Source organism: Bradyrhizobium cajani (assembly GCF_009759665.1).
In the GTDB taxonomy this organism is placed as follows: Bacteria; Pseudomonadota; Alphaproteobacteria; order Rhizobiales; family Xanthobacteraceae; genus Bradyrhizobium; species Bradyrhizobium cajani.
The window spans coordinates 19,470-41,946 of record NZ_WQNE01000035.1 but is presented as its reverse complement, the minus strand read 5'-3'; the positions used below and the strand labels follow the sequence as shown (position 1 = coordinate 41,946).

16 protein-coding genes are annotated in these 22,477 nt (G+C 65.7%); 14 read left to right on the top strand and 2 right to left on the bottom strand.

Annotated features, from left to right (window positions below; all coding sequences use genetic code 11):
* Positions 1-42: 42 nt before the first annotated feature.
* The 13 genes from GPL20_RS31305 (at position 43) to GPL20_RS31245 (ending at position 17,320) form a co-directional block, all read left to right on the top strand.
* Entirely contained in the window at positions 43-3,054 is a 3,012-nt protein-coding gene (locus tag GPL20_RS31305) for a xanthine dehydrogenase family protein molybdopterin-binding subunit (RefSeq protein WP_157335040.1), read from the top strand.
* Entirely contained in the window at positions 3,051-3,866 is an 816-nt protein-coding gene (locus GPL20_RS31300; RefSeq protein ID WP_157335038.1) for an FAD binding domain-containing protein, read from the top strand. Before GPL20_RS31305 ends, GPL20_RS31300 begins: the two co-directional genes overlap by 4 nt.
* Positions 3,863-4,381, top strand: coding sequence for a (2Fe-2S)-binding protein (locus GPL20_RS31295; protein WP_157335036.1), 519 nt, complete (start codon positions 3,863-3,865; stop codon positions 4,379-4,381). Before GPL20_RS31300 ends, GPL20_RS31295 begins: the two co-directional genes overlap by 4 nt.
* Entirely contained in the window at positions 4,374-5,918 is a 1,545-nt protein-coding gene (locus GPL20_RS31290) for an AMP-binding protein (protein WP_157335033.1), read from the top strand. Before GPL20_RS31295 ends, GPL20_RS31290 begins: the two co-directional genes overlap by 8 nt.
* 29 nt (positions 5,919-5,947) lie before the next feature.
* Positions 5,948-6,754: an enoyl-CoA hydratase/isomerase family protein gene (locus GPL20_RS31285; protein WP_157335031.1), complete on the top strand. Its 807-nt coding sequence runs from the start codon at positions 5,948-5,950 to the stop codon at positions 6,752-6,754.
* Between the two features lie 76 nt (positions 6,755-6,830).
* Positions 6,831-8,162 (top strand): MFS transporter, encoded by a 1,332-nt coding sequence (locus GPL20_RS31280; protein ID WP_157335029.1) that lies wholly within the window; start codon positions 6,831-6,833, stop codon positions 8,160-8,162.
* Between the two features lie 60 nt (positions 8,163-8,222).
* A complete protein-coding gene (locus GPL20_RS31275; RefSeq protein WP_157335027.1) occupies positions 8,223-9,920 on the top strand; it encodes a GMC family oxidoreductase in 1,698 nt (565 codons plus the stop codon).
* Positions 9,921-10,019: 99 nt separating this feature from the next.
* Complete coding sequence (locus GPL20_RS31270; protein WP_157335025.1) at positions 10,020-11,453, top strand: NAD-dependent succinate-semialdehyde dehydrogenase; 1,434 nt, start codon at positions 10,020-10,022, stop codon at positions 11,451-11,453.
* Positions 11,454-11,848: 395 nt separating this feature from the next.
* The gene (locus GPL20_RS31265) at positions 11,849-13,453 is read left to right on the top strand and encodes an ABC transporter substrate-binding protein (protein WP_157335023.1); all 1,605 of its coding nucleotides are present in this window, start codon (positions 11,849-11,851) and stop codon (positions 13,451-13,453) included.
* Positions 13,454-13,470: 17 nt separating this feature from the next.
* Entirely contained in the window at positions 13,471-14,412 is a 942-nt protein-coding gene (locus tag GPL20_RS31260; RefSeq protein ID WP_157335021.1) for an ABC transporter permease, read from the top strand.
* Positions 14,409-15,332 carry an ABC transporter permease gene (locus tag GPL20_RS31255; RefSeq protein ID WP_157335019.1) on the top strand — a complete coding sequence of 308 codons (924 nt, stop codon included), beginning with the start codon at positions 14,409-14,411 and terminating at the stop codon, positions 15,330-15,332. The genes GPL20_RS31260 and GPL20_RS31255 overlap by 4 nt, the downstream gene beginning before the upstream one ends.
* A gap of 18 nt (positions 15,333-15,350) precedes the next feature.
* Positions 15,351-16,340, top strand: coding sequence for an ABC transporter ATP-binding protein (locus tag GPL20_RS31250; protein ID WP_157335017.1), 990 nt, complete (start codon positions 15,351-15,353; stop codon positions 16,338-16,340).
* Positions 16,337-17,320 (top strand): ABC transporter ATP-binding protein, encoded by a 984-nt coding sequence (locus GPL20_RS31245; RefSeq protein ID WP_157335015.1) that lies wholly within the window; start codon positions 16,337-16,339, stop codon positions 17,318-17,320. Before GPL20_RS31250 ends, GPL20_RS31245 begins: the two co-directional genes overlap by 4 nt.
* A 19-nt stretch (positions 17,321-17,339) precedes the next feature.
* On the opposite strand, the gene GPL20_RS31240 is transcribed toward GPL20_RS31245, so the two are convergent.
* Positions 17,340-18,875 (bottom strand): glucosamine inositolphosphorylceramide transferase family protein, encoded by a 1,536-nt coding sequence (locus GPL20_RS31240; RefSeq protein WP_157335013.1) that lies wholly within the window; start codon positions 18,873-18,875, stop codon positions 17,340-17,342.
* Between the two features lie 29 nt (positions 18,876-18,904).
* On the bottom strand, positions 18,905-20,095 hold the full coding sequence (locus tag GPL20_RS31235) for a glycosyltransferase family 4 protein (RefSeq protein ID WP_254125327.1): 1,191 nt from the start codon (positions 20,093-20,095) through the stop codon (positions 18,905-18,907).
* 284 nt (positions 20,096-20,379) lie between these two features.
* On the opposite strand from GPL20_RS31235, the gene GPL20_RS31230 reads away from it, so the two are divergent.
* The gene (locus tag GPL20_RS31230; protein WP_157335011.1) at positions 20,380-22,473 is read left to right on the top strand and encodes a GumC family protein; all 2,094 of its coding nucleotides are present in this window, start codon (positions 20,380-20,382) and stop codon (positions 22,471-22,473) included.
* Positions 22,474-22,477: the final 4 nt, after the last annotated feature.

The following is a 22,477-nucleotide window of genomic DNA, read 5'->3' as shown; positions in this document are numbered from 1 at the left end:
TCACCGTCGCGTCAAAGAACGCGTCGGGAGGTATGCCGGGACATGGTGCAGGCTGCGGTCAAGCCCGCAAGTTCAGTCGATCAGAGTGGCGACAGGCCGTGGGTCGGGCGTTCGATCGAGCGCGTCGAGGACGCCGCGCTGCTCTCTGGCCGCGGCCGCTTCATCGACGATCTCGGCGTTCAGCCTGGTACGCTGCATGCGACGATCCTGCGCTCGCCGCACGCGCATGCCGATGTTCTCTCGATCGATACTGAGGCCGCAAGGCGTCTTCCGGGCGTTGCCGCGGTTCTGACCGGTCGCGACGTCAAGGCCGTCACCACGAGCCTGGTCGTCGGCGTGAAGGCGCCGGTCGAGTGCTGGCCCATTGCCATGGACCGCGTGCGCTATGTCGGCGAGCCCGTCGCCGTGATCGTAGCGACCGACCGTGCCCGCGCCGAAGACGCGGCCGAACTCATCAACGTCGAGTATCGCCCGCGTGGCGCCGTGGTCGATCCCTTGGGTGCGCTCGCGTCCGGCGCGCCTGTGCTGCATGACGGCTTCCCCGGCAATCTCGCCAGCGACCGCGCCTTCCGCTACGGCGACCCCGAAAAGGCTTTTGCGGAGGCGCCGCATCGCTTCTCCATCGACATCAAGTATCCACGCAACTCCTGTACGCCGATCGAGACCTACGGCGTCATCGCCTCGCATGATGCGGGCGAGGATGCGTTCGAGGTTCTCGCCAATTTCCAGGGCCCGTTCAGCATCCACACCGTGATCGCGCGCGCGCTGAAGGTGCCGGGCAACCGGCTGCGGCTGCGCACGCCGCCGGATTCCGGCGGCAGCTTCGGCGTCAAGCAGGGCGTGTTTCCCTACATCGTGCTGATCGCCGCCGCCGCGCGTGTCGCGGGTAAGCCGGTGAAGTGGATCGAGGATAGGCTCGAGCATCTCACCGCGTCGGTGTCGGCGACCAACCGCGCGACGACACTGTCCGCGGCGGTCGCGGCCGACGGAAAGATCCTCGCGTTCGACTGGGACCAGGTCGAGGATTGCGGTGCGCATCTGCGCGCACCCGAGCCGGCAACGCTCTACCGCATGCACGGCAATCTGACCGGCGCCTACGACATCCGTCATGTCAAAATCCGCAATCGTGTCGTCGTCACCAACAAGACGCCGACCGGCCTCAACCGCGGCTTTGGTGGACCGCAGGTCTATTTCGCGCTGGAGCGGTTGGTTCAGAGGATCGCAATAGGCCTCGGTCTCGATCCGCTCGTTGTCATCAAGCGCAATCTGATCGACGCCGGCGCATTTCCCTATCGCACCGCGACGGGTGCCCTGCTCGATTCCGGCAACTATCAGGAAGCGATCGTGCGCGCGGTCGAACAGGGCAGGCTCGCGGAGCTTAAATCGCGACGCGACGCGGCGCGGGCCGAGGGGCGTCTCTACGGCATCGGTTTCACCGCGGTGGTCGAGCCCAGCGTTTCCAACATGGGCTACATCACGACCGTGCTGACGGCGGCCGAGCGCCGCAAGGCGGGCCCCAAGAACGGCGCGCAGGCAACGGCCACCGTCGGCCTCGATCCGGTGGGCAGCGTCACGGTTCACGTCGCGTCCGTGCCGCAGGGGCAGGGCCATCGCACCGTGCTGTCGCAGGTCGTCGCCGACGTCTTCGGCCTCCAGCCTGGGGACATCCGCGTCAACACCGAGATCGACACGGCCAAGGACGCCTGGTCGATCGCCTCGGGCAATTATGCCAGCCGTTTTGCCGCGGCGGTGGCGGGTACCGCAAAACTCGCCGCCGAGCGTGTCGCCGGCCGTCTCGCCCGCATCGCCGCCGGCCAGTTGAATGTCGAGGCGGGCGACATCGTGTTTGCGAAGGGCTTCGTCGCGTCAAAGCACAACCCGGAGAACCGGATCGCGTTCTCCCGCGTCGCCGCGCTCAGCCACTGGTCGCCGGGCTCGCTGCCTGATGATGCCGGGCAGACCATCCGCGAGACCGTGTTCTGGACGCCGCCGGAGCTGACGCCGCCCGACGAGGACGACCGCATCAACTCCTCGCTGTGCCACGGCTTCATCTTCGACTTCTGCGGCGTCGAGATCGACCGCGTTACGCTGGAAACGCGGATCGACCGCTACGTCACCATGCATGATTGCGGCACCATCCTGCATCCCGGCATGGTAAACGGCCAGATCCGCGGCGGCTTCGCCCAGGCGCTTGGTGCGGCGCTCTACGAGGAATACGCCTACGCCGACGACGGCAGCTTTCTGACGGGAACGCTGGCCGACTATCTGCTGCCGACCACCACCGAGGTGCCGGAGCCCGAGATCTTCCACATGGAGACGCCGTCGCCGTTTACGCCGCTCGGAGCAAAGGGCGTCGGCGAAGGCAATTGCATGTCGACGCCGGTCTGCCTCGCCAATGCGGTGGCGGATGCGCTCGGCGTTGCCGACATCACCTTGCCGCTGGTGCCGGCGCGGCTCGCGGAGTTCGTGCGCGGCGCCGAGCCGCCGCCTCCCGCGGGCGGTGTGACCGCGGCGCCTATGCGCGAAGGCGATCGGCGGCTGCGCGGCGAAGGGCAGGCCGCGGTGAAAGGCGTGCCCGAGCAGGTCTGGGCGATGCTGCTCGATCCCGCCACGCTGCAATCCGTCATCCCCGGATGCCAGCGCGTCGACAAGGTCACCGACACGCATTTCCGTGCCGACGTCACGCTCGGCATCGGTCCCGTCACCGGCCGCTATCGCGCCGATGTCGAGCTGTTCGATCTCGATCCGCCGCACGCGGTCACCCTGCGCGGCGGTGCCACCGGCGCGCTCGGCTTCGGCAGCGCCGAGGGACGGATCACGCTCGCGCCCGACGGCCAGGGCGGAACGACGCTCACCTACAGCTATGACGCCGCGATCGGCGGCAAGGTCGCGAGCATCGGCGGCCGCCTGCTCGACGGTGCAACGCGGGTCATCATCGGCCAGTTCTTCACCGCGCTCGCCCGCAAGGCGGGTGGCGGTGGCACGACAGGTAGCGGTTTCTCGCTGTTTGCGGTGCTGGCGAAGCTCTCAAGCCTGTTCGGGGGGCGCCGATGAAGCCCGCCGCATTCGACTATCTCCGCGCCGCAACGACCAGCGAGGCGCTCGAAGCGCTCGCGCAGCAAGGCGGCGACGCGCGCGTACTCGCCGGCGGGCAATCGCTGATGGCGATGCTGAACATGCGCCTCGCCAAGCCGAAGCTCCTGGTCGACATCATGCGCATCAAGGAGCTGCGCCGGATCGAGCGGCAGAAGGATGCCGTCGTCATCGGCGCCAGCGTGCGCCAGGCCGAATTGTTGGCGTGGCCGGCGCTTGCCGAGGCGCTGCCGCTGGTGGCGCTGGCGCTGCCCTGGGTCGGGCACATGCAGACCCGCAGCCGCGGCACCGTCTGCGGCTCGCTCGCCCATGCCGATCCCAGCGCCGAGATGCCGCTGACGCTGGTCGCACTCGGCGGCGAGGTGCTGCTCCGCAGCGCCAAACGCCGTCGCCGCGTTGCGGCCAAGGATTTTTTCGCCGGCATGATGCTGACGGCGCGTGCCGATGACGAGCTGATCGAGGGCATTTCGCTGCCGATCGCCCGCGACGGACGCTTCGCGTTCCGCGAGGTCGCGCGCCGGCATGGCGATTTCGCCATCGTCGCCTGCGCCGCGATGAAGACGTCATCCGGCGTGCGTCTCGCCGTCGGCGGCGTTGCCGACGTGCCGACCGCGCGAGACTGGCCGCGGCTCGATGGAACTGCGCTCGACGATGCCCTCAACGCCTTTGCCTATGAGCTCGGCGCCCGCGACGACGTCCACGCCACCGCGCGCTATCGCCGCGACCTCGTGCGGATGATCGGCCGCGATCTGATCGGCGAGGTGCTGCAATGACCCGCCTTAACTCCAACGCGCGCCATGCCGTCCGCTTCACACTCAACGGCAAGCCCGTCGAGGCGGAAGCCGAGCCGCGCATGCTGCTCTCCGATTTCCTGCGCCATCAACTGGGCGCCACCGGCACCCATGTCGGTTGCGAGCACGGCGTCTGCGGCGCCTGCACCGTCATTGTCGACGGCATGCTGACGCGGTCCTGCCTCACGCTCGCCGCGCAGGTCGATGGCTGCGAGATCAGGACGGTGGAAGGGCTCGCGCCCTCGGCCGACAGGCTCGGCGTGCTGCAGCAGGCGTTCCGTCGCAATCACGCGCTCCAGTGCGGCTTCTGCACCGCCGGCATCCTGATGTCGCTTGACCACTATCTCGGTGAGAACCCGGCACCGACCGAGGCGGGGATCCGCGATCTCCTCAGCGGGCATCTGTGCCGCTGCACGGGCTACACCCCGATCATCCAGGCGGCGCTCGAAGCCGCCGCCCAGCTCGCTTCACCCACAAAAGAGACGTCAGATGCTTGATCTCGCCAGCAGCTTCATTGCCAGCGCCGCGCGCGATCCCCAGACAATCGCACTGGTCGATGGCGATCTCCGCCTGACCTACCGGCAATGGTATGAGAAAATCTCGGCGCTGGTGGCGTCGCTCGACCGCCTTGGCCTGAAGCCCGGCGATCACGTCGTCACGCTGTTGCAGAACCGCTGGGAAGCCGCGACGCTGCATTGGGCCTGCCAGTTCGCAGGTCTCGTCATCACGCCGATCAACTGGCGCGCCAAGGCGGACGAGCTCGATTACTGCATCGAGAACGCCGAAGCCTGCGCGGTCTTCTACCAGGATATCTCGGCCGAAGCGGTGCAGGGCTCCGCGCACGCCGGCAGGTTGGTGCGGGTATCGCTCGATCCCGGAGCAGGCGAGGCGACCGGCTTTGCCGATCTGATCAAGGACACTGCGCCGGATGCCGAGCCGCGCGTCGGCGCCGATGCCTGGTCGATCATGCTCTATACGTCCGGCACGACCTCGCGGCCGAAGGGCGTGCCGCGGCGGCATCGCGCCGAGCGGGCGGCCGCGGTCGCTCACGTCGCGCAGAACCTCTATGGCCGCGGCGAGCGCACGCTTGGCGTGATGCCGCTCTATCACACCATGGGCGTTCGTTCGCTGCTCGCGATGTCGCTGATCGGCGGCAGCTTCATCTGCCTGCCGCGCTATGACAGCCGCCAGGCGCTGGCGCTGATCGCGAAGGAGGAGATCACCAACCTCTATCTGGTGCCGACGCTCTATCACGATCTCGTCCATCACGAAGACTTCGCCGCGACCAACGTCTCCAGCGTGCGCAAGCTCGGCTTCGCCGGCGCGTCGATGACCGACGGCTTGCTGAAGAAGCTGAACGAGGCGTTCAAGCCGGAGCTGTTCGTCAATCATTACGGCAGCTCGGAGATCTACACCTTCACGATCGACCAGAACGCCGCAGCAAAACCCGGCTCGGCCGGCAAGGCGGGCCTGAATCAGCACGTCAAGGTCGTGCGCATCGGCGCACGTTCGGTTGCAGAGCTTGCCGCGGTCGGTGAGGAGGGCGAGATCATCGCAACGCTTGCCGGCGACGAGGCATTCGAAGGCTACTGGCGTCGCCCCGAGGCCGACGCCAAGTCGCTCCGCGAAGGCTGGTATTTCACCGGCGACACCGGCCTCATTGATCCCGCCGGCGACCTGTTCGTCACCGGCCGTGTCGACGACATGATCATCACCGGCGGCGAGAACGTCTCGCCGGTCGAGATCGAGAGCTGCTTGTCGCTGCATCCCGCCGTCGACGAGGTCGCGGTGGTCGGAATCGCCGATGAGAAGTGGGGCAAGGTCGTCGCCGCCTTCGTCAAGCGCAACCGCCCCGTCTCGGAAGCAGAGCTGGAGCAGTTCTGCCGCACGTCCGGCCTTGCCAATTTCAAGCGGCCGCGCCGCTACGTCTTCGTCGACGCGATTCCAAAGTCGCCGGTCGGAAAGCTGCTGCGGCGATTGCTTGTCGCCGGAGAATACGAGGCCGAGCGCCTGCCGCCATCGGACGCCGCCTGATCATCACGCATCAACAGAAGGAAACGAAAATGCCGTCACCTTATACATTTGCCGATCCCCGGCTCGCCAAGCTCGACGGGTTCAAGGTCGAGATCGACGAGGCGCATGAGCGGGCCGACATCATCCTGGGCCGTCCGCCCTACAACGTCGTGGCGATGCCGCAGCGCGACCAGCTCCGGCTCACCTTCGAGACGCTGGACGAGGATCCGCGCGTCCGCATCATCGTGCTGCGCGCCGAGGGCGAGCATTTCTCCAGCGGCGGCAATATCGGCGGCTTCATGGAGGCGAGTCCCGAGCACGTCTCCAAGCTCGCCTGGAACATCGCGGCACCAGCGCGCTGCGCCAAGCCGGTGATCGTCGCCAACCGCGGCTATTGCTTCGGCGTCGGCTTCGAACTGTCGCTCGCCTGCGACTTCCGCATCGCCTCGGAGACCACGCAGTACGCGCTGCCGGAGCAGAAGCTCGGCCAGATCCCGGGCTCGGGCGGCTCTGCGCGCCTCCAGAAGATGGTCGGCATCACCCGCACCAAGGACATCGTGATGCGGTCGAAGCGCATCTCGGCGAAGCAGGCGCTGGATTGGGGCATCGCCACCGAATGCGTGCCCGACGCCGAGCTGGAGAAGGCGACCGACAAGCTCGTGGACGAGCTCCGCTCCTTCTCGCCGCTGGCGCAGCGTACCGCCAAGAAGCTCCTCAACGACACCGAGGACTCGACGCTCGCCATCGCCATCGAGCTGGAAGGTCACTGCTACAGCCGCCTGCGCCAGTCGGACGATTTCAAGGAAGGCGTCGAAGCCTTCAATGCCAAGCGTCCGCCGAAATTCGTCGGCCGCTGATACGCGATGCAACGAACTGCCGCGGTTCGCAATGGCGCGGACCGCGGCGCTACTCAAACGGGGGAGGTAAAACAAAATGGCTGAGATGGATATGCCGGTCGCGGGTGCGCAAGCATCGGCCGATAACAAGCAGATGGTCAACGCGATCATCGCATCGGTGCTCGGATGGGCGCTCGATCTGTTTGATCTGTTCATTCTGCTCTACGTGGCGCCGGTCGTCGGCGCGCTGTTCTTTCCGTCGAGCAATGCAGCGCTGTCGCTCGCCGCAGTGTACGGCTCGTTCGCCGTCACGCTCCTGATGCGGCCGCTCGGCTCGGCGGTGTTTGGACACTATGCCGACGTGCACGGGCGCAAGCAGGCGATGCTGATCGCCATTGTCGGCGTCGGCCTCAGCACGGCGGCCTTCGGCCTGCTGCCGACCATCGCGCAGGTCGGAATCATCGCGCCGATCATCTTCCTGATCCTGCGTCTGGTGCAGGGCGTGTTCGTCGGCGGCGTCGTGGCCTCGACCCATACGATCGGGACGGAATCGGTGCCGGCGCAATGGCGCGGGGCGATGTCCGGCCTGGTCGGCGGCGGCGGCGCCGGCATCGGCGCATTGCTCGCGTCCTTCGTCTTCCTGATCACGTCCTCGGTCTTCCCCGGCGATGCCTTCGCCGTGTGGGGCTGGCGCTTCATGTTCTTCTCGGGGCTGCTGAGCTCGCTGCTCGGCTGGTTCATCTTCCGGAACCTCGAGGAATCGCCGTATTTCAAGGAGCTCAAGCGCCAGCAGGGCAACAAGCAGGCGAAGGTGTCGAAATCGCCGGTCAAGGACGTGTTCTCGGGCGAGTATCGCGGCGTCTTGCTGGTCAATCTGCTCATCACCTTCGGCGGCGGCGCCGGTTACTACCTGACCTCGGGCTATCTGCCGAGCTTCCTGAAGGTGATCAACGCAGTGCCGAACCAGACCTCGTCGCTGATCCTGATGGGCGCGAGCGTGTCGGCTTTCTTCTCCGCCGTGCTGATCGGCGCACTCAGCGACCGCATCGGCCGCAAGAAGACGTTCCTGCTGATCGGCGTCTGCGCGGCGGTGCTGCTGCCGCTGTGTTATCTGAATCTCGCGGCCACCAAGGACACGACGCAGATCACGCTCTATGCGCTCGCCATCGCCTTCATCGGCAATGCCGGCTATGCGCCGGTGCTGATCTTCCTGAACGAGCGTTTTCCGACCGCGCTACGGGCGAGCGGCACGGGCCTGTCCTGGAACATCGGCTTTGCGCTGGGCGGCATGATGCCGACCTTCGTCTCGCTGGTGAGCGGCAGCCCCGCGGAGATCCCGATGTCGCTGGCCTGGTTCGCGGTCGGTGTGTTCGTGGTCTACCTGATCGGGGCGATCGTGATCCCCGAGACCAAGGGCAATTTCCGCTAAGCAGAAGACCGGCGCGGCTGCACTCGCGGCCGCACCGGCTCACCACACGACGAGACTGGAATGGATGAGCTGCATTTCGACGACGTGATCGTCGGCGGCGGATCGGCGGGCTGCGTGCTCGCCAACCGTCTTTCCGCCGACGCGCGCCGCCGTGTTCTCCTGATCGAGGCCGGGATCGACACGCCGCCGGACGCGACGCCGCCCGAAATCCTCGACAGCTATCCGATGCCGCTGTTCTTCGGCGACAGATACATCTGGCCGGGACTCTCGGCTGCGGCCGGCCACAACGCCGAGGGCAGATCGGTCGTTCGTGCCTACGAGCAGGGCCGGGTGATGGGCGGCGGCTCCAGCATCAACGTGCAGTCGGCCAATCGTGGCCTGCCGCGCGATTATGACGAATGGCGCGATCTCGGCGCACACGGCTGGGGCTGGGCGGATGTGCTGCCATATTTTCTCAAGCTCGAGACCGACCTTGATTTCGACGGTCCGCTGCACGGCACGCGCGGTCCGATCCCGATCCGCCGCATCGCGCGCGAAGCAATGCCGCCGTTCGGCCGCGCCGTGGGCGAGGCCTTGTCCGCAACCGGCTTGCCGTTCCGCAAGGACCAGAATGCCGAATTCGAGGACGGCATTTTCCCGCCCGCCTTTTCCAACCGTAACGACCGCCGCGTCTCGACCGCTGCCGGCTATCTCGACGCGGCGACGCGGGCGCGGCCGAACTTGATCATCTGGGCCGACAGCGAGGTCGAGCAGCTTCAGGTCGACGGTCGCCACGCGACGGGCGTCGTCGTGGCTCGTGGGGGCCAGCGGGTCACGGTCGGCGCCGGCCGCGTGATCCTCACCGCAGGCGCGCTGCAATCGCCGGCGATCCTAATGCGGGCGGGCATCGGGCCGGCTTCGGCGCTGCAAGCGCTGGGCATCCCGGTCAACATCGATCGTCCCGGCGTCGGCAGCAATCTGCGCGATCACCCCGCGCTGACCTTCTGCCAATATCTGCCGCGCCGGCTGCGACTGCCGCTGGCCCGGCGGCGTCCCAACTTCGCGGCGCTCCGTTTCTCATCGGGACGTCCGGGCTGCGATATCTCGGACATGTACATCACGGCCTCGGCCCGCGGTGGCTGGCATGCGCTGGGCACGCGGCTCGGCCTCTATTTCCTCTGGTGCAACCGGCCGTATTCGAGCGGCACGCTCACGCTGGCGGCGCGCGATCCGAAGGCCTATCCGGTCGTCGATTTCAACCTGCTGTCCGATCCGCGCGATCTCGAACGGCTGGTTGCGTCCGTCCGGCTACTGGCGAGGCTCGTCGTTCATCCCGCGCTCAATGCCGAGTCCGGTGATTTCTTTCCGGCCTCCTATTCTCCGCGCATCAAGCGGCTGAGCCGATATAGCACGGCGAACCGCATCATCGCCTCCGTCCTCGGCCCGATGCTCGACGTGCCTGCGGGCCTGCGGCAGCTCCTGATCCGCCTGGTGCTGCTGAACGGCACGGCCTTCCAGGCGACGCTCGCGGACGACCGCGCGCTGGAGGCCTTCGTGCGGCAGAGCGTGTTCGGCGTCTGGCACCCCGTGGGCACCTGCCGCATGGGCGATCCCGTCGATCCAATGGCGGTGGTCGATCCCGGGGGCAGGGTGATCGGCAGCGATAACATCTTCGTGGCGGACGCCTCGATCATGCCGCGACTGCCGACGGCCAACACCAACATCCCCGTGATCATGGCGGCCGAGAAGATCAGCGATGCATTGCTGCGGCATCATTGATCCCTTTTCGCCGGCCGGCTTTCAGTGTAGCTCTGCCCCGGCTTGAAATGGCGGGCGTCGATCCCGCCGCGACCGAAAGTCATGCAGGAGGCAGCACGGATGTATCCGAAAGTTCAGATGTTCATCGCCGGCGAGTGGACCGACGGCACTTCCGGCAAATCGGAGGACATCCTCAATCCCGCCACCGGCCAGCCGATCGGCAAGACCCCGCACGCCTCGCGCGCAGACCTCGACCGCGCGCTGGAGGCTGCCAAGGCCGGCTTCGAAGTCTGGCGCAAGACCTCGCCGTTCGACCGCTACAAGCTGATGCGGAAAGCGGCCGACATCATCCGCTCGCGCGCCGCCGAGATCGCGCCTGTGATGACCATGGAGCAGGGCAAGCCGGTCGTGGAAGCACAAGGCGAGACCATGCTGGCCGGCGACCTCATCGACTGGTTCTCTGAAGAAGCCCGCCGCGCCTATGGCCGCATCGTGCCGCCGCGGATGGGCAACGTCTCCCAGCTCGTGACCAAGGAGCCGGTCGGCCCGGTCGCCGCGTTCACGCCCTGGAATTTCCCGATCAACCAGGCCGTGCGCAAGATCTCCGCCGCGCTCGCCGCGGGCTGCTCGATCATCGTCAAGGGACCGGAGGAGACGCCGGCGAGCTGCATGGAGCTGGTGCGCGCCTATGCCGACGCGGGCATTCCCCCCGGTGTCGTCCAATTGGTGTTCGGCGTGCCGTCGGAAGTGTCGGAATATCTCATTCCGCATCCGATCATCCGCAAGATCAGCTTCACCGGCTCCACTGCGGTCGGCAAGCATCTCGCCGCGCTCGCCGGCCTGCACATGAAGCGCGTCACCATGGAGCTCGGCGGCCATGCGCCGGCGATCGTGTTCGCCGACGCCGATCTCGACAATGCCGCGAAGGTCCTGTCGGCCAACAAGTTCCGCAACGCCGGCCAGGTCTGCGTCTCGCCGACGCGCTTCCTCGTGCATGAAAGCGTCTACGAGCCCTTCGTCGACAAGTTCGTGGCGGCCGCCAAGAGCCTCAAGGTCGGCAACGGTCTCGACAAGGACACCCGCATGGGTCCGTTGGCGAACCCGCGCCGTGTCGACGCCATGGAGGGACTTGTCTCCGACGCGGTCCAGCGCGGCGCCACGGTGCGCACCGGCGGCAAGCGCATCGGCAATGAAGGCTTCTTCTTCGAGCCGACCGTGCTCACCGACGTGCCCCGCGATGCCCGCATCATGAACGAGGAGCCGTTCGGCCCGCTGGCGCCGATCACGTCATTCCGCAGCTATGACGAGGTGGTGGCGGAAGCGAACCGTCTGCCTTATGGCCTCGCAGCCTATGCCTACACGACGTCGACCAAGACGATGCAGGCGATCGGCGCCGACGTCGAGAGCGGCATGGTCTCGATCAACCATCACGGTCTTGCGCTGCCGGAAGTGCCGTTCGGCGGCATCAAGGATTCCGGCTACGGCTCCGAGGGCGGCCTCGAGGCGATCGAGGGTTACCTCAACACCAAGTTCGTGACTCAGGCGAGCGCGTAAAAAGACAGGGTGGGTTGGCCCAGCGGCTGTGCGAAGCGCAGTCCGCAAGGGCGAACCCATCGCCCTACGGTCCTCCGACCATGCACGCAGACGGCGTGACGAGGCATCAGAGCAGCTGACGGTCGTGATCGCCGTCACCACGAGTCCCGTCGCGGATTTCAGCCGTCGCCTCCGTGCCCTCCTGACGACAGCGTGAGAAAACTCCGGCAAACATGCCGCGAGAGCGATGCGCCGTGTTCGATCGCGGCGGCATCTGTCCGGACCCGTGAGGTCCGATCCAAATCCCGCTGGCGAAGTCGCGGCTACTGGCATACCATTTGCACGCCAATGGGCTCTGGTTTCACCTGCCCTTGGCCAACAATTGGCCGGCACCACGGCATTACTGGGAGGACTTCATGGATCGCAGGACCGTATTGAAGGGACTGGCTGGCGCGGGCAGTCTGGCACTGACCGGTGGCCTCGCGGCTCCCGCGCTGTCGCAAGGGGCGGCGGCGCGCACCCTGCGCTTCGTGCCCCAGGCAAATCTCGCCAATTTCGATCCGATCTGGGGTACCCAATATGTCGTGCGCAATGCTGCCGCGATGGTCTGGGACACGCTCTACGGTATCGACGCACAGCTTCAACCGCAGCGCCAGATGGTCGAGTCCGAGGAGACCACCGACGACGGCAAGATCTGGACATTCCGCTTAAGGCCCGGCCTCAAGTTCCATGACGGCGAGCCGGTGCTGGCCAAGGACGTCGTTGCGAGCCTGTCTCGCTGGGCCGCGCGCGACCCGATGGGCCTGATGATCGTTGCGATCCAGCAGGAATTGACCGCTGTCGACGATCGCACGTTCAAATGGGTTTTGAAGCAGCCCTACCCGAAAATGCTCTACGCGCTGGCCAAGAACAACGCGCCGTGCTCCTTCATGATGCCCGAGCGTATCGCCAAGACCGATCCTTTCAAGCAGATCACCGAATATATCGGCTCAGGTCCAATGAAGTTCGCCAAGGGCGAGTGGGTCCCTGGCGCCAAGGCCGTGTTCGAGAAATTCGCCGATTATGTGCCGCGGCAGGAGAAGGCATCCTGGCTCGCCGGCGGCAAGCAAATCATGGTCGATCGCGTGGAATGGATCGTGATGCCGGACCCCGCGACCGCGGCGGCTGCATTGCAGAACGGCGAGGTCGACTGGTGGGAAAACCCGATCGCCGATCTCGTGCCCGTGCTGAAGAAGAACAAGAACATCAGCGTCGACATCGGCGATCCCCTCGGCAATATCGGCTCGTTCCGCATGAACCATCTGTTCGCGCCGTTCAACGACGTGCGGGCGCGGCGCGCGGTGTTGATGGCGCTCAGCCAGGAAGACTATATGCGCGCAATCGTCGGCGACGACAACGCACTGTGGAAGTCGCTGCCGGGCTTCTTCACCCCGGACACACCGCTCTACAGCGAGATGGGCGGGGAGATATTGAAGGGCAAGCGCGACTTCGATGCCGCCAAGAAGCTGCTGGCCGAGAGCGGCTATTCCGGTCAGCCGGTGACGTGTTTGGTGGCGCAGGACCAGCCGATCACGAAGGCGCAAGGCGACGTCACCGCTGACCTCCTGAAGAAGCTCGGGATGAATGTCGATTTCGTCGCCACCGATTGGGGCACGGTGGGCTCCCGTCGCGCCGCAAAGACCCCGCCGGGGCAGGGCGGCTGGAACATGTTCCACAGCTGGCATGCCGGCGCCGATTGCATCACTCCTGCCTCCTACACCGCCATTCGCGCCAATGGCGACAAGGCCTGGTTCGGCTGGCCGAACAGCCCCGGCACCGAGAAGGAGGTCACATCCTGGTTCGAGGCCAAGAATCTCGAAGAGGAAAAGGCCGCGGTCGGCCGCCTCAACAAGGCGGCACTCGACGACGTCGTCTACGCGCCGACCGGTTTCTTCCTGACCTACACGGCGTGGCGCAAGAACGTTGCCGGCATCACCAAGGGGCCGCTGCCGTTCTTCTGGGGCGTATCGAAGACCGTATGATCCTGCGCTGAGGCGATATGCTCTCCTACATCCTCCGCCGCATCGTTGCGACCTTGCCGGTGATGGCGATCGTCGCATTGTTCGTGTTCAGCCTGCTCTACATCGCGCCGGGTGATCCCGCCGTGGTGATCGCGGGCGATCAGGCAAGCCCGGAGGATGTGGAGCGCATCCGCCAGAGCCTCGGCCTCGACCGGCCCTTCCTGATCCAGTTCGGAAGCTGGGTCTGGCGCATCCTGCATGGCGATCTCGGCACCTCGATCTTCACCAACTTGCCGGTCTCGGCGATGATCGGACAGCGTCTCGGGCCGACGCTGTCGCTGATGATCGTCACGCTCCTGCTCACGATCGTGGTCGCGGTGCCGCTTGGCGTGGTGGCGGCGTGGAAGGCGGGCAGCCTGATCGACCGCGCCATCATGGGTTTTGCGGTGTTCGGCTTCTCGCTGCCCGTCTTCGTGGTCGGTTACATGCTCGCCTATATCTTCGCACTGGAGCTCGAATGGCTTCCGGTGCAGGGCTACACGCCGCTCACGGCGGGCTTCTGGCCGTGGCTGGAGAACCTGATCCTGCCGGCGATCGCGCTCGGCTGTGTCTACATCGCGCTGGTCGCGCGCATCACCCGCGCGGCCATGCTCGAAGTTTTGCAGCAGGACTATATCCGCACCGCGCGCGCCAAGGGGCTCGGGCAGGGCGGCATCCTGTTCATCCACGCGTTGAAGAACGCGGCAGTGCCGATCGTGACCGTGATCGGGATCGGCATCGCGCTCCTGATCGGCGGTGCCGTCGTCACGGAGAGCGTGTTCGCGATCCCCGGCCTCGGCCGGCTCACGATCGACGCGATCCTGCGCCGCGACTATCCGGTGATCCAGGGCATCGTGCTGCTGTTCAGCTTCGTCTACGTCCTCGTCAATCTGATGATCGACGTCGTCTACACGCTCGTTGACCCGAGGATCCGCTATTGACCGATACGACCGTCAACCCGCAATCACTTCCGGCCGGTCTCGTCGTCGCGCCGCAACTGCCTGAGATCCTCCGGCCGGTCACGATCCGGCGCGGCTTCGTCGGTCTGCTGCGCGGCCATCCCACCGTCGCGATCGGCGGCGCGCTGCTGCTGACGCTCGTCCTGATCGCGATTTTCGCGCCCCATCTCGGAACGGTCGATCCGACCGCGCTTGCGCCTGCCAAGCGCACGCGCGCGCCGTCGGCCGATTTCTGGTTCGGCACCGACGTGCTCGGCCGCGACATCTATTCGCGCGTGCTGTTCGGCGCGCGGGTCTCGCTGACGGTCGGCCTGTCCGTTGCGATATTTGCATCCGTGATAGGTCTCGCCATCGGCATGGTTTCTGGCTTCGTTCGCTGGGCCGACGGAATCCTGATGCGCTTCATGGACGGATTGATGTCGATCCCGCCGATCCTGCTTGCGATCGCGCTGATGGCGCTGACCCGCGGCAGCGTCGGCAATGTCATCCTGGCCATCACCATTGCCGAAATCCCGCGCGTCTCCCGTCTCGTTCGCAGCGTGGTGCTGTCGCTGCGCGAGCAGCCCTATGTGGACGCGGCGGTTGCCTGCGGCACACGCACGCCGATGATCATTTTGCGTCACATCCTGCCCAACACGCTCGCGCCGATGTTGGTGCAGGCAACCTATATCTGCGCCAGCGCCATGATCACGGAGGCGATCCTGTCCTTCATCGGCGCCGGCACGCCGCCGACCATTCCGTCTTGGGGCAACATCATGGCCGAAGGCCGCGCGCTGTGGCAGGTCAAGCCCTACATCGTGTTCTTCCCGGCGGCCTTCCTGTCCGTCACCGTGCTCGCCGTGAATCTGCTCGGCGACGGCCTTCGCGATGCGCTCGATCCGCGCATGGCCAAGAGCCTCTAGTTTTCAGGGCTGATTGCGATGGCGCTGCTCGAAGTCGAGAATCTCCAGACCCATTTCCGCACACCGGGCGGCATCAACCGCGCGGTCGACGGCGTGTCCTTCCATGTCAACGAGGGCGAGACGCTGGCCATCGTCGGCGAGTCCGGTTGCGGCAAGTCGGTGACGTCGATGTCGCTGATGCGGCTGATCCCGGAGCCGCCCGGCAGGATCGCAGGCGCCATTCGTTTCGCGGGCAGGGATCTCCTGCAACTCTCCGATCGCGAGATGCGGGCGATCCGCGGCAACGACATCTCGATGATCTTCCAAGAGCCGATGACGAGCCTCAATCCAGTCCTGACGGTCGGGCGCCAGATCCGCGAAACGCTGATGATCCATCAGGGCCTCGACAAGGCTGCTGCCGAGGCGCATGCGATCGAGATGCTGACGCTGGTCGGCATTCCCGAGCCGAAGCGCCGCGTGCGCGAATATCCGCACCAGCTCTCCGGCGGCATGCGTCAACGCGTCATGATCGCGATCGCGCTTGCCTGCAATCCGAAGCTTCTCATTGCCGACGAGCCGACCACCGCGCTCGACGTGACGATCCAGGCGCAGATCCTGAAGCTGATGCTGGACCTCAAGCGCCGCGTGGGCGCGGCGATCATCCTGATCACGCACGATCTCGGCGTCGTCGCCGAGATCGCCGAGCGCGTCATGGTGATGTATGCCGGCCGCAAGGTCGAGGAGGCGCCGGTCGCCGAGTTGTTCCGCTCGCCGCGCCATCCCTATACGCAAGGCTTGCTCGGCGCCGTGCCGAAGCTCGGTTCCTCGCTCACCGGCACCGCGACGCGGCTCGCAGAAATCCCGGGGCAGGTGCCTGATCTGCGCAAGCCGATCATCGGCTGCGTGTTTGCCGGGCGCTGTGCGCTTGCAACCGATCTCTGCCGCCAATATGCGCCGGGACTCGAAGAGAAGGGGCCCCGTCACATCGCGGCCTGTCACTATGCGGCCAAGGGAGCCGTTGCGGCATGAGCGCTCCGTTGCTCCAGGTCAACGACCTCAAGAAGCATTTCCCGATCAATAAGGGCCTCTTCGGGCGACAAACCGAATTCGTCTATGCGGTAGACGGCGTGTCGTTCGAGATCGCGCGCGGCGAGACGCTGTCGCTGGTCGGCGAGTCCGGCTGCGGCAAGTCGACGGTCGGCCGCGCCATCCTGCGCCTGTTCGACGTCACCGCGGGGCAGGTGATCCTCGACGGCCAGCGGATCGACGACGCACATCCGAGCACTATGCGCCAGATGCGCCGCCGCGTGCAGGTGGTGTTCCAGGATCCATTCTCGAGCCTCAACCCGCGCATGCGCGTGCGCGACATCCTGGCCGAGCCGATCCGCAATTTCGGTCTCGCCAAATCGGCAGAGGATCTCGAGGTGCGCGTCACCGCACTGATGGATACCGTCCGCCTGCCGCGCGAGGCCCTGAACCGCCGGCCACACGAATTCTCCGGCGGCCAGCGCCAGCGCATCGGGATCGCGCGGGCGCTCGCTGCGGAGCCCGAGCTGATCGTGTGCGACGAGGCGGTGTCCGCGCTCGACGTCTCGGTCAAGGCGCAGATCGTCAATCTGCTCCAGGATCTCCAGCGCGAGTTCGGCCTGGCACTGCTGTTCATCAGCCATGACCTCGCCATCGTCGAGCATATGACCCATCGCGTCGCGGTGATGTATCTCGGCAAGATCGTCGAGGTAGCGCCGCGCCGCGAGATCTTTGCCGCGCCGAGGCATCCCTACACCAAGGCGCTGCTCTCCGCGGTGCCGCTGCCCGAGCCGGGCGCCCGGCGCAGTCCGATCATCCTCCGCGGCGACGTGCCGAGCCCGATCAATCCGCCGAGCGGATGCCGGTTTCACACCCGTTGCCCATTCGCCTTCGACCGTTGCAGAACGGAGGAGCCGGCACTTCGTTCGGCCGAAGGTGACCAGTGGGTGGCCTGCCATCTCGACGCGCTGCCGCAGGATTGAGCAGATCAGGATGCCGGCTTCAGCGGGCGGCGTGCGGACTGGCTCGCGGAGACAGAACAGCCGAGGGAAATCTGCGCGTGAAGGCGTGGGTCTTGGGTTGGACGCGTGATCCGTCGATCACCTCGAGGCGGCCGCAACGGTTCAGGGTATGCAGCTTCCTGCCGGGCCATGCCGGTCCGGGCTTGAGCGAATGGCGGACGATCTGCTTGAACGTCGTCGGCGACAGTTCGACAATCTCCGCAAGGCGGAGCGCCGCGCCATAGCCGTCGGCACAATCCTGAACCGGTCGCCACAATTTGTCATTGATGGTGACGAAATTCCCCGCTGGCCGCGCGCTTGCACGATCGATCAGGACCGGATTGCTGGCATGGGGCAGCCACGGGCCCAGGAGATGCTCGGCGTAGTAGATCGCGAGCGAATCCGAGTAGCCGCCGGTTCCGTCGCGCCAGGCGCCGAACAGATAGTGCAGGCCGTTGTGCCGCGTGATCGTGGCATCGGCGAGCTCAAGGCCTGACAGTAGCGTCGCGTGGCGCTCCCATTTGTCAGGAAACCGAACGCATTTGTAGAGCGCGACGTCGCCGTGGACGGAGCTTTCCGGGATCATCCACACCGCGCCATCGTCCTCGATCAGGAACGGATAGGACAGGTGCCAGGGCTCCTCCAGCACGGGCACGACTTCGCCGATCGGGCCCGCGTCGTCGAACTCGATCGCCGAGATGATGCCTTTCCCAACGCGGTGGTCGAGATCCTCGAAAAAGACGAATGTCCGTCCCTGCCATTTGATGGGAAATGGATCGGCGTAGAAGTGGTTGCCGGGATCTCCCAGAACATTCCAGCGAGGTCCGGATAGGTTTCCGGTTTGCCAGACGCCTGCGCCGTCATTGAAGCGCCATCCGATATGCCAATGCGGGGCATAGCAGCAGAGCCGATAGATCTCCTTGGCGATCGATACCGCGAGGCCGCGCGCAACGTATGCCGCCGGCTGCCGGCCGATGTTGTCTCCGGCTGGACGTGCCAGTTGCGGCACGATGCGCGGGCGTTCCGACAGGATTGCCGCGACCATGGTCAGGGTTCGCGCCATGACGGTTTCGAGCGCACCGCTCAAGCCGGTTGCAATCTCTCCGGAGGGGTGGCCGCGATCGAGGACTGCACCGTCGACGTCGTTGACGATCTCGATCAGCGGCAGGTCGCCGGCGAGAATGGCAGCGAGCGCGGCGTTTTCGCCCGCGGCTCCATTGAACAATGGGCGCAGATAGAGCCGGACAGAACAGCCGGGGTCCCGCGCTGCGCCCGTAAAATCGATGATCGCGTCGGCCGTGCCAGTGCGAGCCCGCGTCCGTTCCGGGGTGATCTTCAGTTTCTCGGCGCCGCTATGTTTGCCCCTGTGCAACACCATGCGTTCGAGTTCGAACAGCGCGTCGAGACCTGTGGGGCGTGACTCGGTCGTTGCGGTCCAAGCGATTTGAACCGGAACATCGCGCCCGTCGATCGACAGCGTCTCGCGGTCCATCCACCGCCGCGCATGCTCTCGTTCACAGCGAAACTCGATGATCATGTCGAGCCAATCTGTCCCAACGCGCCCCGTCAAATGACCTGGCCGAGAATTCGAACGTATTCCTCCACCATGGCATCGACCGAATAGCGCGATTTCAATCCCTTGGCGTTTTGCCGCAGTTGGTCGCTCAGGGTTTGATCCGTCAGAATTCTGGAAACGGCCGCCGCCAGTTTCGTATGATCGGAGGCGTCGACGAAGAGTGCGGTCGGTTCTCCTTCGAACGACAACACCTCGCGCAGAACGGGAAGATCGGTGACGACGGAGGGAACGCCGGCGTTTGCGGCCTCGACCGCGGCCAGGCCAAAGGTCTCGGCCTGCGTCGGGAATACGAACACGTCCAGACCGGCGAGGAAGTCCGCCATTCGGCGCGGTGGGATTTCGCCCAGCAGATGCAGCCTGTCCAATACCTTCAACTCGTCCGCCAACTGCCTCAGCCGGGCCTCGTCGGCTCCCTGGCCGGCCAGCGCGAGGTGCCAGGATGGTTCACCCGGCAACAGACGGATCGCCGCATCAAGCCGCTTGTGCGGGTGCAGCCTTGCTGCGCAGCCGAGCAGTGTGCTGTCCGGCGGAAGGTTGAACGTCTGCCGGGCGGCCTGCTTCGACAGTGTTAGCGCCTTGTCGTCGAAGCCGTGCGGGACATGCACCATGCGCGAGCGATAGGTCGCGGGGTAGCGCGAATATTCGCGCTCCATGGCCTGTGAGTTCAGCGTGATGCGGTCGAAGAAGCCGAGGCTGCCCATGGCGATGTCGGCCGCGCGGACCGGCCAGCTCATCGACAGCGCCGATGACACCTGATTGGCGACGACCGGGGCCCGGCTGACGAGGCACGACACGCCGGCGCCGATGACGTTGCCGAAATGCTGAAAGGTCAGGACGGCGTCGGGCCTGGTGGTCCTGATATGGCGGCCCAGTGTCCACAGCATCCGCAGCAAGGCCAGCGGATTGCCCGGCCGGCGCGATGCGCAATAGAACGTATCGGGCGGCTCGTCGAAGGAGCTCGACTTGCGGAAGAAGAACAGATTGGTGACCCGATAGCCGCGAGCGGAGAGGCCGGCGCCAAGCAGCCGCGAGATCTCCTGGGCGCCCGCGTTCTCGGCCTGGGTTTGCACGAGAAGCACGTGCAGCTTCGATCCGCCGCTGTTGGGTCTTGCGAGTGTGGCCGCCGTCGACGGCAGCTTCGGTGCCTCGCCCAGTTCTGCGCCTGGTTGGTAATGGAGCACGAATCCCGACCCGTTGAAGAAATGAAATTATCACCTTCTTAACTCCGTACCTATCATGCGAGCATCGGGCGGACACCGACTAGCAACAAACGGAGTTAATGCGAGGCCCATCGGAAGGGCGTCTCTCGCAAGCGAATTCCGCTGGTTCCCAGGCGAAATGATGCGAGTGCGTTAACCAATTGGTCATAGTCGCGTAGCGGGCGGGTAACTGCGGATTAACCATAGATATTTACGTTGGAGCAGGCCACTGAACAGTGTTCGCCAGTTGAATCCGAGTAAAGTCCATGACGTTCGGTCGCCGCGCAGACCCGACAAGTTCCGGATCGACCGATGTCGCCGCGTCGTGGCAGCCGCGGAATTCGTCGAACGGTGAGGTTCGCGAAACCAGCGCACGCCTGGGCGGCGCGCTCACTGCCGCCGGCGCGATCTCCTTCCTTCGGGACAATGCTCGCCGCATCCTGACGCTCGCTCTCGCGATCTTCGCGCTTGGCGCCGTCGTTCTCCTGGTGATTCCGGTTCGATTTGCGGCGACAGCGCTGGTCGTCGTCGATCCTCGCGAGCAGCGCGTGACCACGGAGCAGGACGTTCTGCCGGGCATAGGGCAGGATAGCGCCGCACTGCAAAGCCTGGTCGAGGTGGCCAAGTCCGACGGCTTTCTCAAGCCGCTGATCGAGCAGCTCAAGGTCCAGGATGACCAGGACATTTCCGGCGGATACACCGACCCCACGCGCCTGCTCGAAAGATTCCGCAATCGTCTCGACATTTCCCGTCGCGGGCTGACTTATGTCATCGCCATCCGGTTCACCTCGAACCGGCCGGAGCGCGCGGCCTACTATGCCAATGCCATCGCCGAAGCGTTCGTTGCGAGCCAGGGCCGCATCCGCACCGAGGCGACGGACGAGGCCGCCGACTGGCTCAGCGGCCGGCTCAAGACGTTGAACGACCGCTTGAAGGCGTCAGAGGATGCCGTTGCGGCCTTCAAGCTCGAGCACAGGATCGTCAACGCCGGCAAGGACTCCACGACCCAGCAATTGCGGGTGACCGAACTGTCGCAGCAGGTGGCCGCTGCGCGTGCCCGGACCGAAGAGGCGAAGGCCCGCTACGAGCAGGCGCAGCGTGACGTGAAGGCGAATGTCGACAGCCCCGTCAAGCAGGATCTCCTGAGCGCGCTGCGCGCCCAGCGATCTGCACTCAACGACCAGATTGCGCAGAAGCGGGCGGTGTTCGGCGATCGCCATCCCGATCTCGTGATGTCGTACAGCCAGCTGAACGATCTGAACCGGCAAATCGAGGTCGAGCGGTCAAAGGGCATCGACACCGCGAAGTCGGAATATGAGGCTCAGCGCGATCAGCAGAAGGCGCTGGAGAGCCAGATGAAGGCGGCTGAATCGCAGCTCCTGGTCGATGGGCAGGCTCTCGTCCGGCTTCAGGAATTGCAGCGCGACGCCGAAGCCAACAGAAACATCTACGAGCAGTTCCTGTCGCGGTCCAAGACGACGAACGAGCAGCGCCTCTTGCAGAGCTCTCAGACCAAGGTTGCGTCCTCCGCCATTCCGCCGCTTCGCTCGACCTTGCCGCCGCTGCCCTTGCTGCTTGCCGCCCTCGCGATCGGCTCGCTGCTGGCATCGACCGCGATCGTTGCCGCAACGGGACGGGCGTCGGACAAATCCGTTCCGGGCGTTCGTGAGCCCGAAGCGGCTCCGCGCCAGCCCGAGGTGTGGCCGCGTCCGCCGGTGTGGGCTCGCATTCCCGAGCTGATGCGAGAAGTCACCAGAAACATCTGGCAGGGTCCGGTGTCCACGGCGACTGAGCTCGATCTCAGTTTCCATCTGCGGCCGCTGCTCGACAGGCTGGTGGCATTGCCGGGACCTGCGGGCAAGGTAGTCCTCGTGATGTCGGTCGGGAAATTGGCCGGCGGCAACACCGTCGCGCGGTCGCTGAACCGGTGGGCGGTGAACAACGGAAAGCTGAGCGTTCTGATCCGGGTCGAGCCGGACCTCGGCAGCGCCAGGGGCGGACCCGTCAAGGGGCAGGCAGACGGCGCGACCACGGCGGACTTTCGCAGCGTCGATGCGCTTCTGAGCGCCGGCAAGAGGCCGGAGCCATTGCCCGCGGACGATATTCGTTCGGAGTTCGATCTGATCATCGTCCATGCAACGTCGCTTGCCTTGCAGCCGGAGGCGGCGGCTCTGGCAGCTCACGCCGATCTGGTCGTTCTCGTGGCCCGCGAAGATGCGATCGGATCAGCCGCGATGCGCAGGGCGACGGCTGCGCTCGCCCGCTTCGGCGGCGTGCCGACCGGCATCGTCGTCAATCATGTACCGGCCGATCCGTCGGCTTCTCATCGCCGCGGCGAAGTGCTGGGCTTGGCCGGTTGATTGT

Excerpts from the sequence above, each read along its gene's own strand:
- GPL20_RS31305 (WP_157335040.1), top strand. The coding sequence starts at position 43 with ATGGTGCAGGCTGCGGTCAAGCCCGCAAGTTCAGTCGATCAGAGTGGC.
- GPL20_RS31300 (WP_157335038.1), top strand. The coding sequence starts at position 3,051 with ATGAAGCCCGCCGCATTCGACTATCTCCGCGCCGCAACGACCAGCGAG.
- GPL20_RS31295 (WP_157335036.1), top strand. The coding sequence starts at position 3,863 with ATGACCCGCCTTAACTCCAACGCGCGCCATGCCGTCCGCTTCACACTC.
- GPL20_RS31290 (WP_157335033.1), top strand. The coding sequence starts at position 4,374 with ATGCTTGATCTCGCCAGCAGCTTCATTGCCAGCGCCGCGCGCGATCCC.
- GPL20_RS31285 (WP_157335031.1), top strand. The coding sequence starts at position 5,948 with ATGCCGTCACCTTATACATTTGCCGATCCCCGGCTCGCCAAGCTCGAC.
- GPL20_RS31280 (WP_157335029.1), top strand. The coding sequence starts at position 6,831 with ATGGCTGAGATGGATATGCCGGTCGCGGGTGCGCAAGCATCGGCCGAT.
- GPL20_RS31275 (WP_157335027.1), top strand. The coding sequence starts at position 8,223 with ATGGATGAGCTGCATTTCGACGACGTGATCGTCGGCGGCGGATCGGCG.
- GPL20_RS31270 (WP_157335025.1), top strand. The coding sequence starts at position 10,020 with ATGTATCCGAAAGTTCAGATGTTCATCGCCGGCGAGTGGACCGACGGC.
- GPL20_RS31265 (WP_157335023.1), top strand. The coding sequence starts at position 11,849 with ATGGATCGCAGGACCGTATTGAAGGGACTGGCTGGCGCGGGCAGTCTG.
- GPL20_RS31260 (WP_157335021.1), top strand. The coding sequence starts at position 13,471 with ATGCTCTCCTACATCCTCCGCCGCATCGTTGCGACCTTGCCGGTGATG.
- GPL20_RS31250 (WP_157335017.1), top strand. The coding sequence starts at position 15,351 with ATGGCGCTGCTCGAAGTCGAGAATCTCCAGACCCATTTCCGCACACCG.
- GPL20_RS31245 (WP_157335015.1), top strand. The coding sequence starts at position 16,337 with ATGAGCGCTCCGTTGCTCCAGGTCAACGACCTCAAGAAGCATTTCCCG.
- GPL20_RS31240 (WP_157335013.1), bottom strand. The coding sequence starts at position 18,875 with ATGATCATCGAGTTTCGCTGTGAACGAGAGCATGCGCGGCGGTGGATG.
- GPL20_RS31230 (WP_157335011.1), top strand. The coding sequence starts at position 20,380 with ATGACGTTCGGTCGCCGCGCAGACCCGACAAGTTCCGGATCGACCGAT.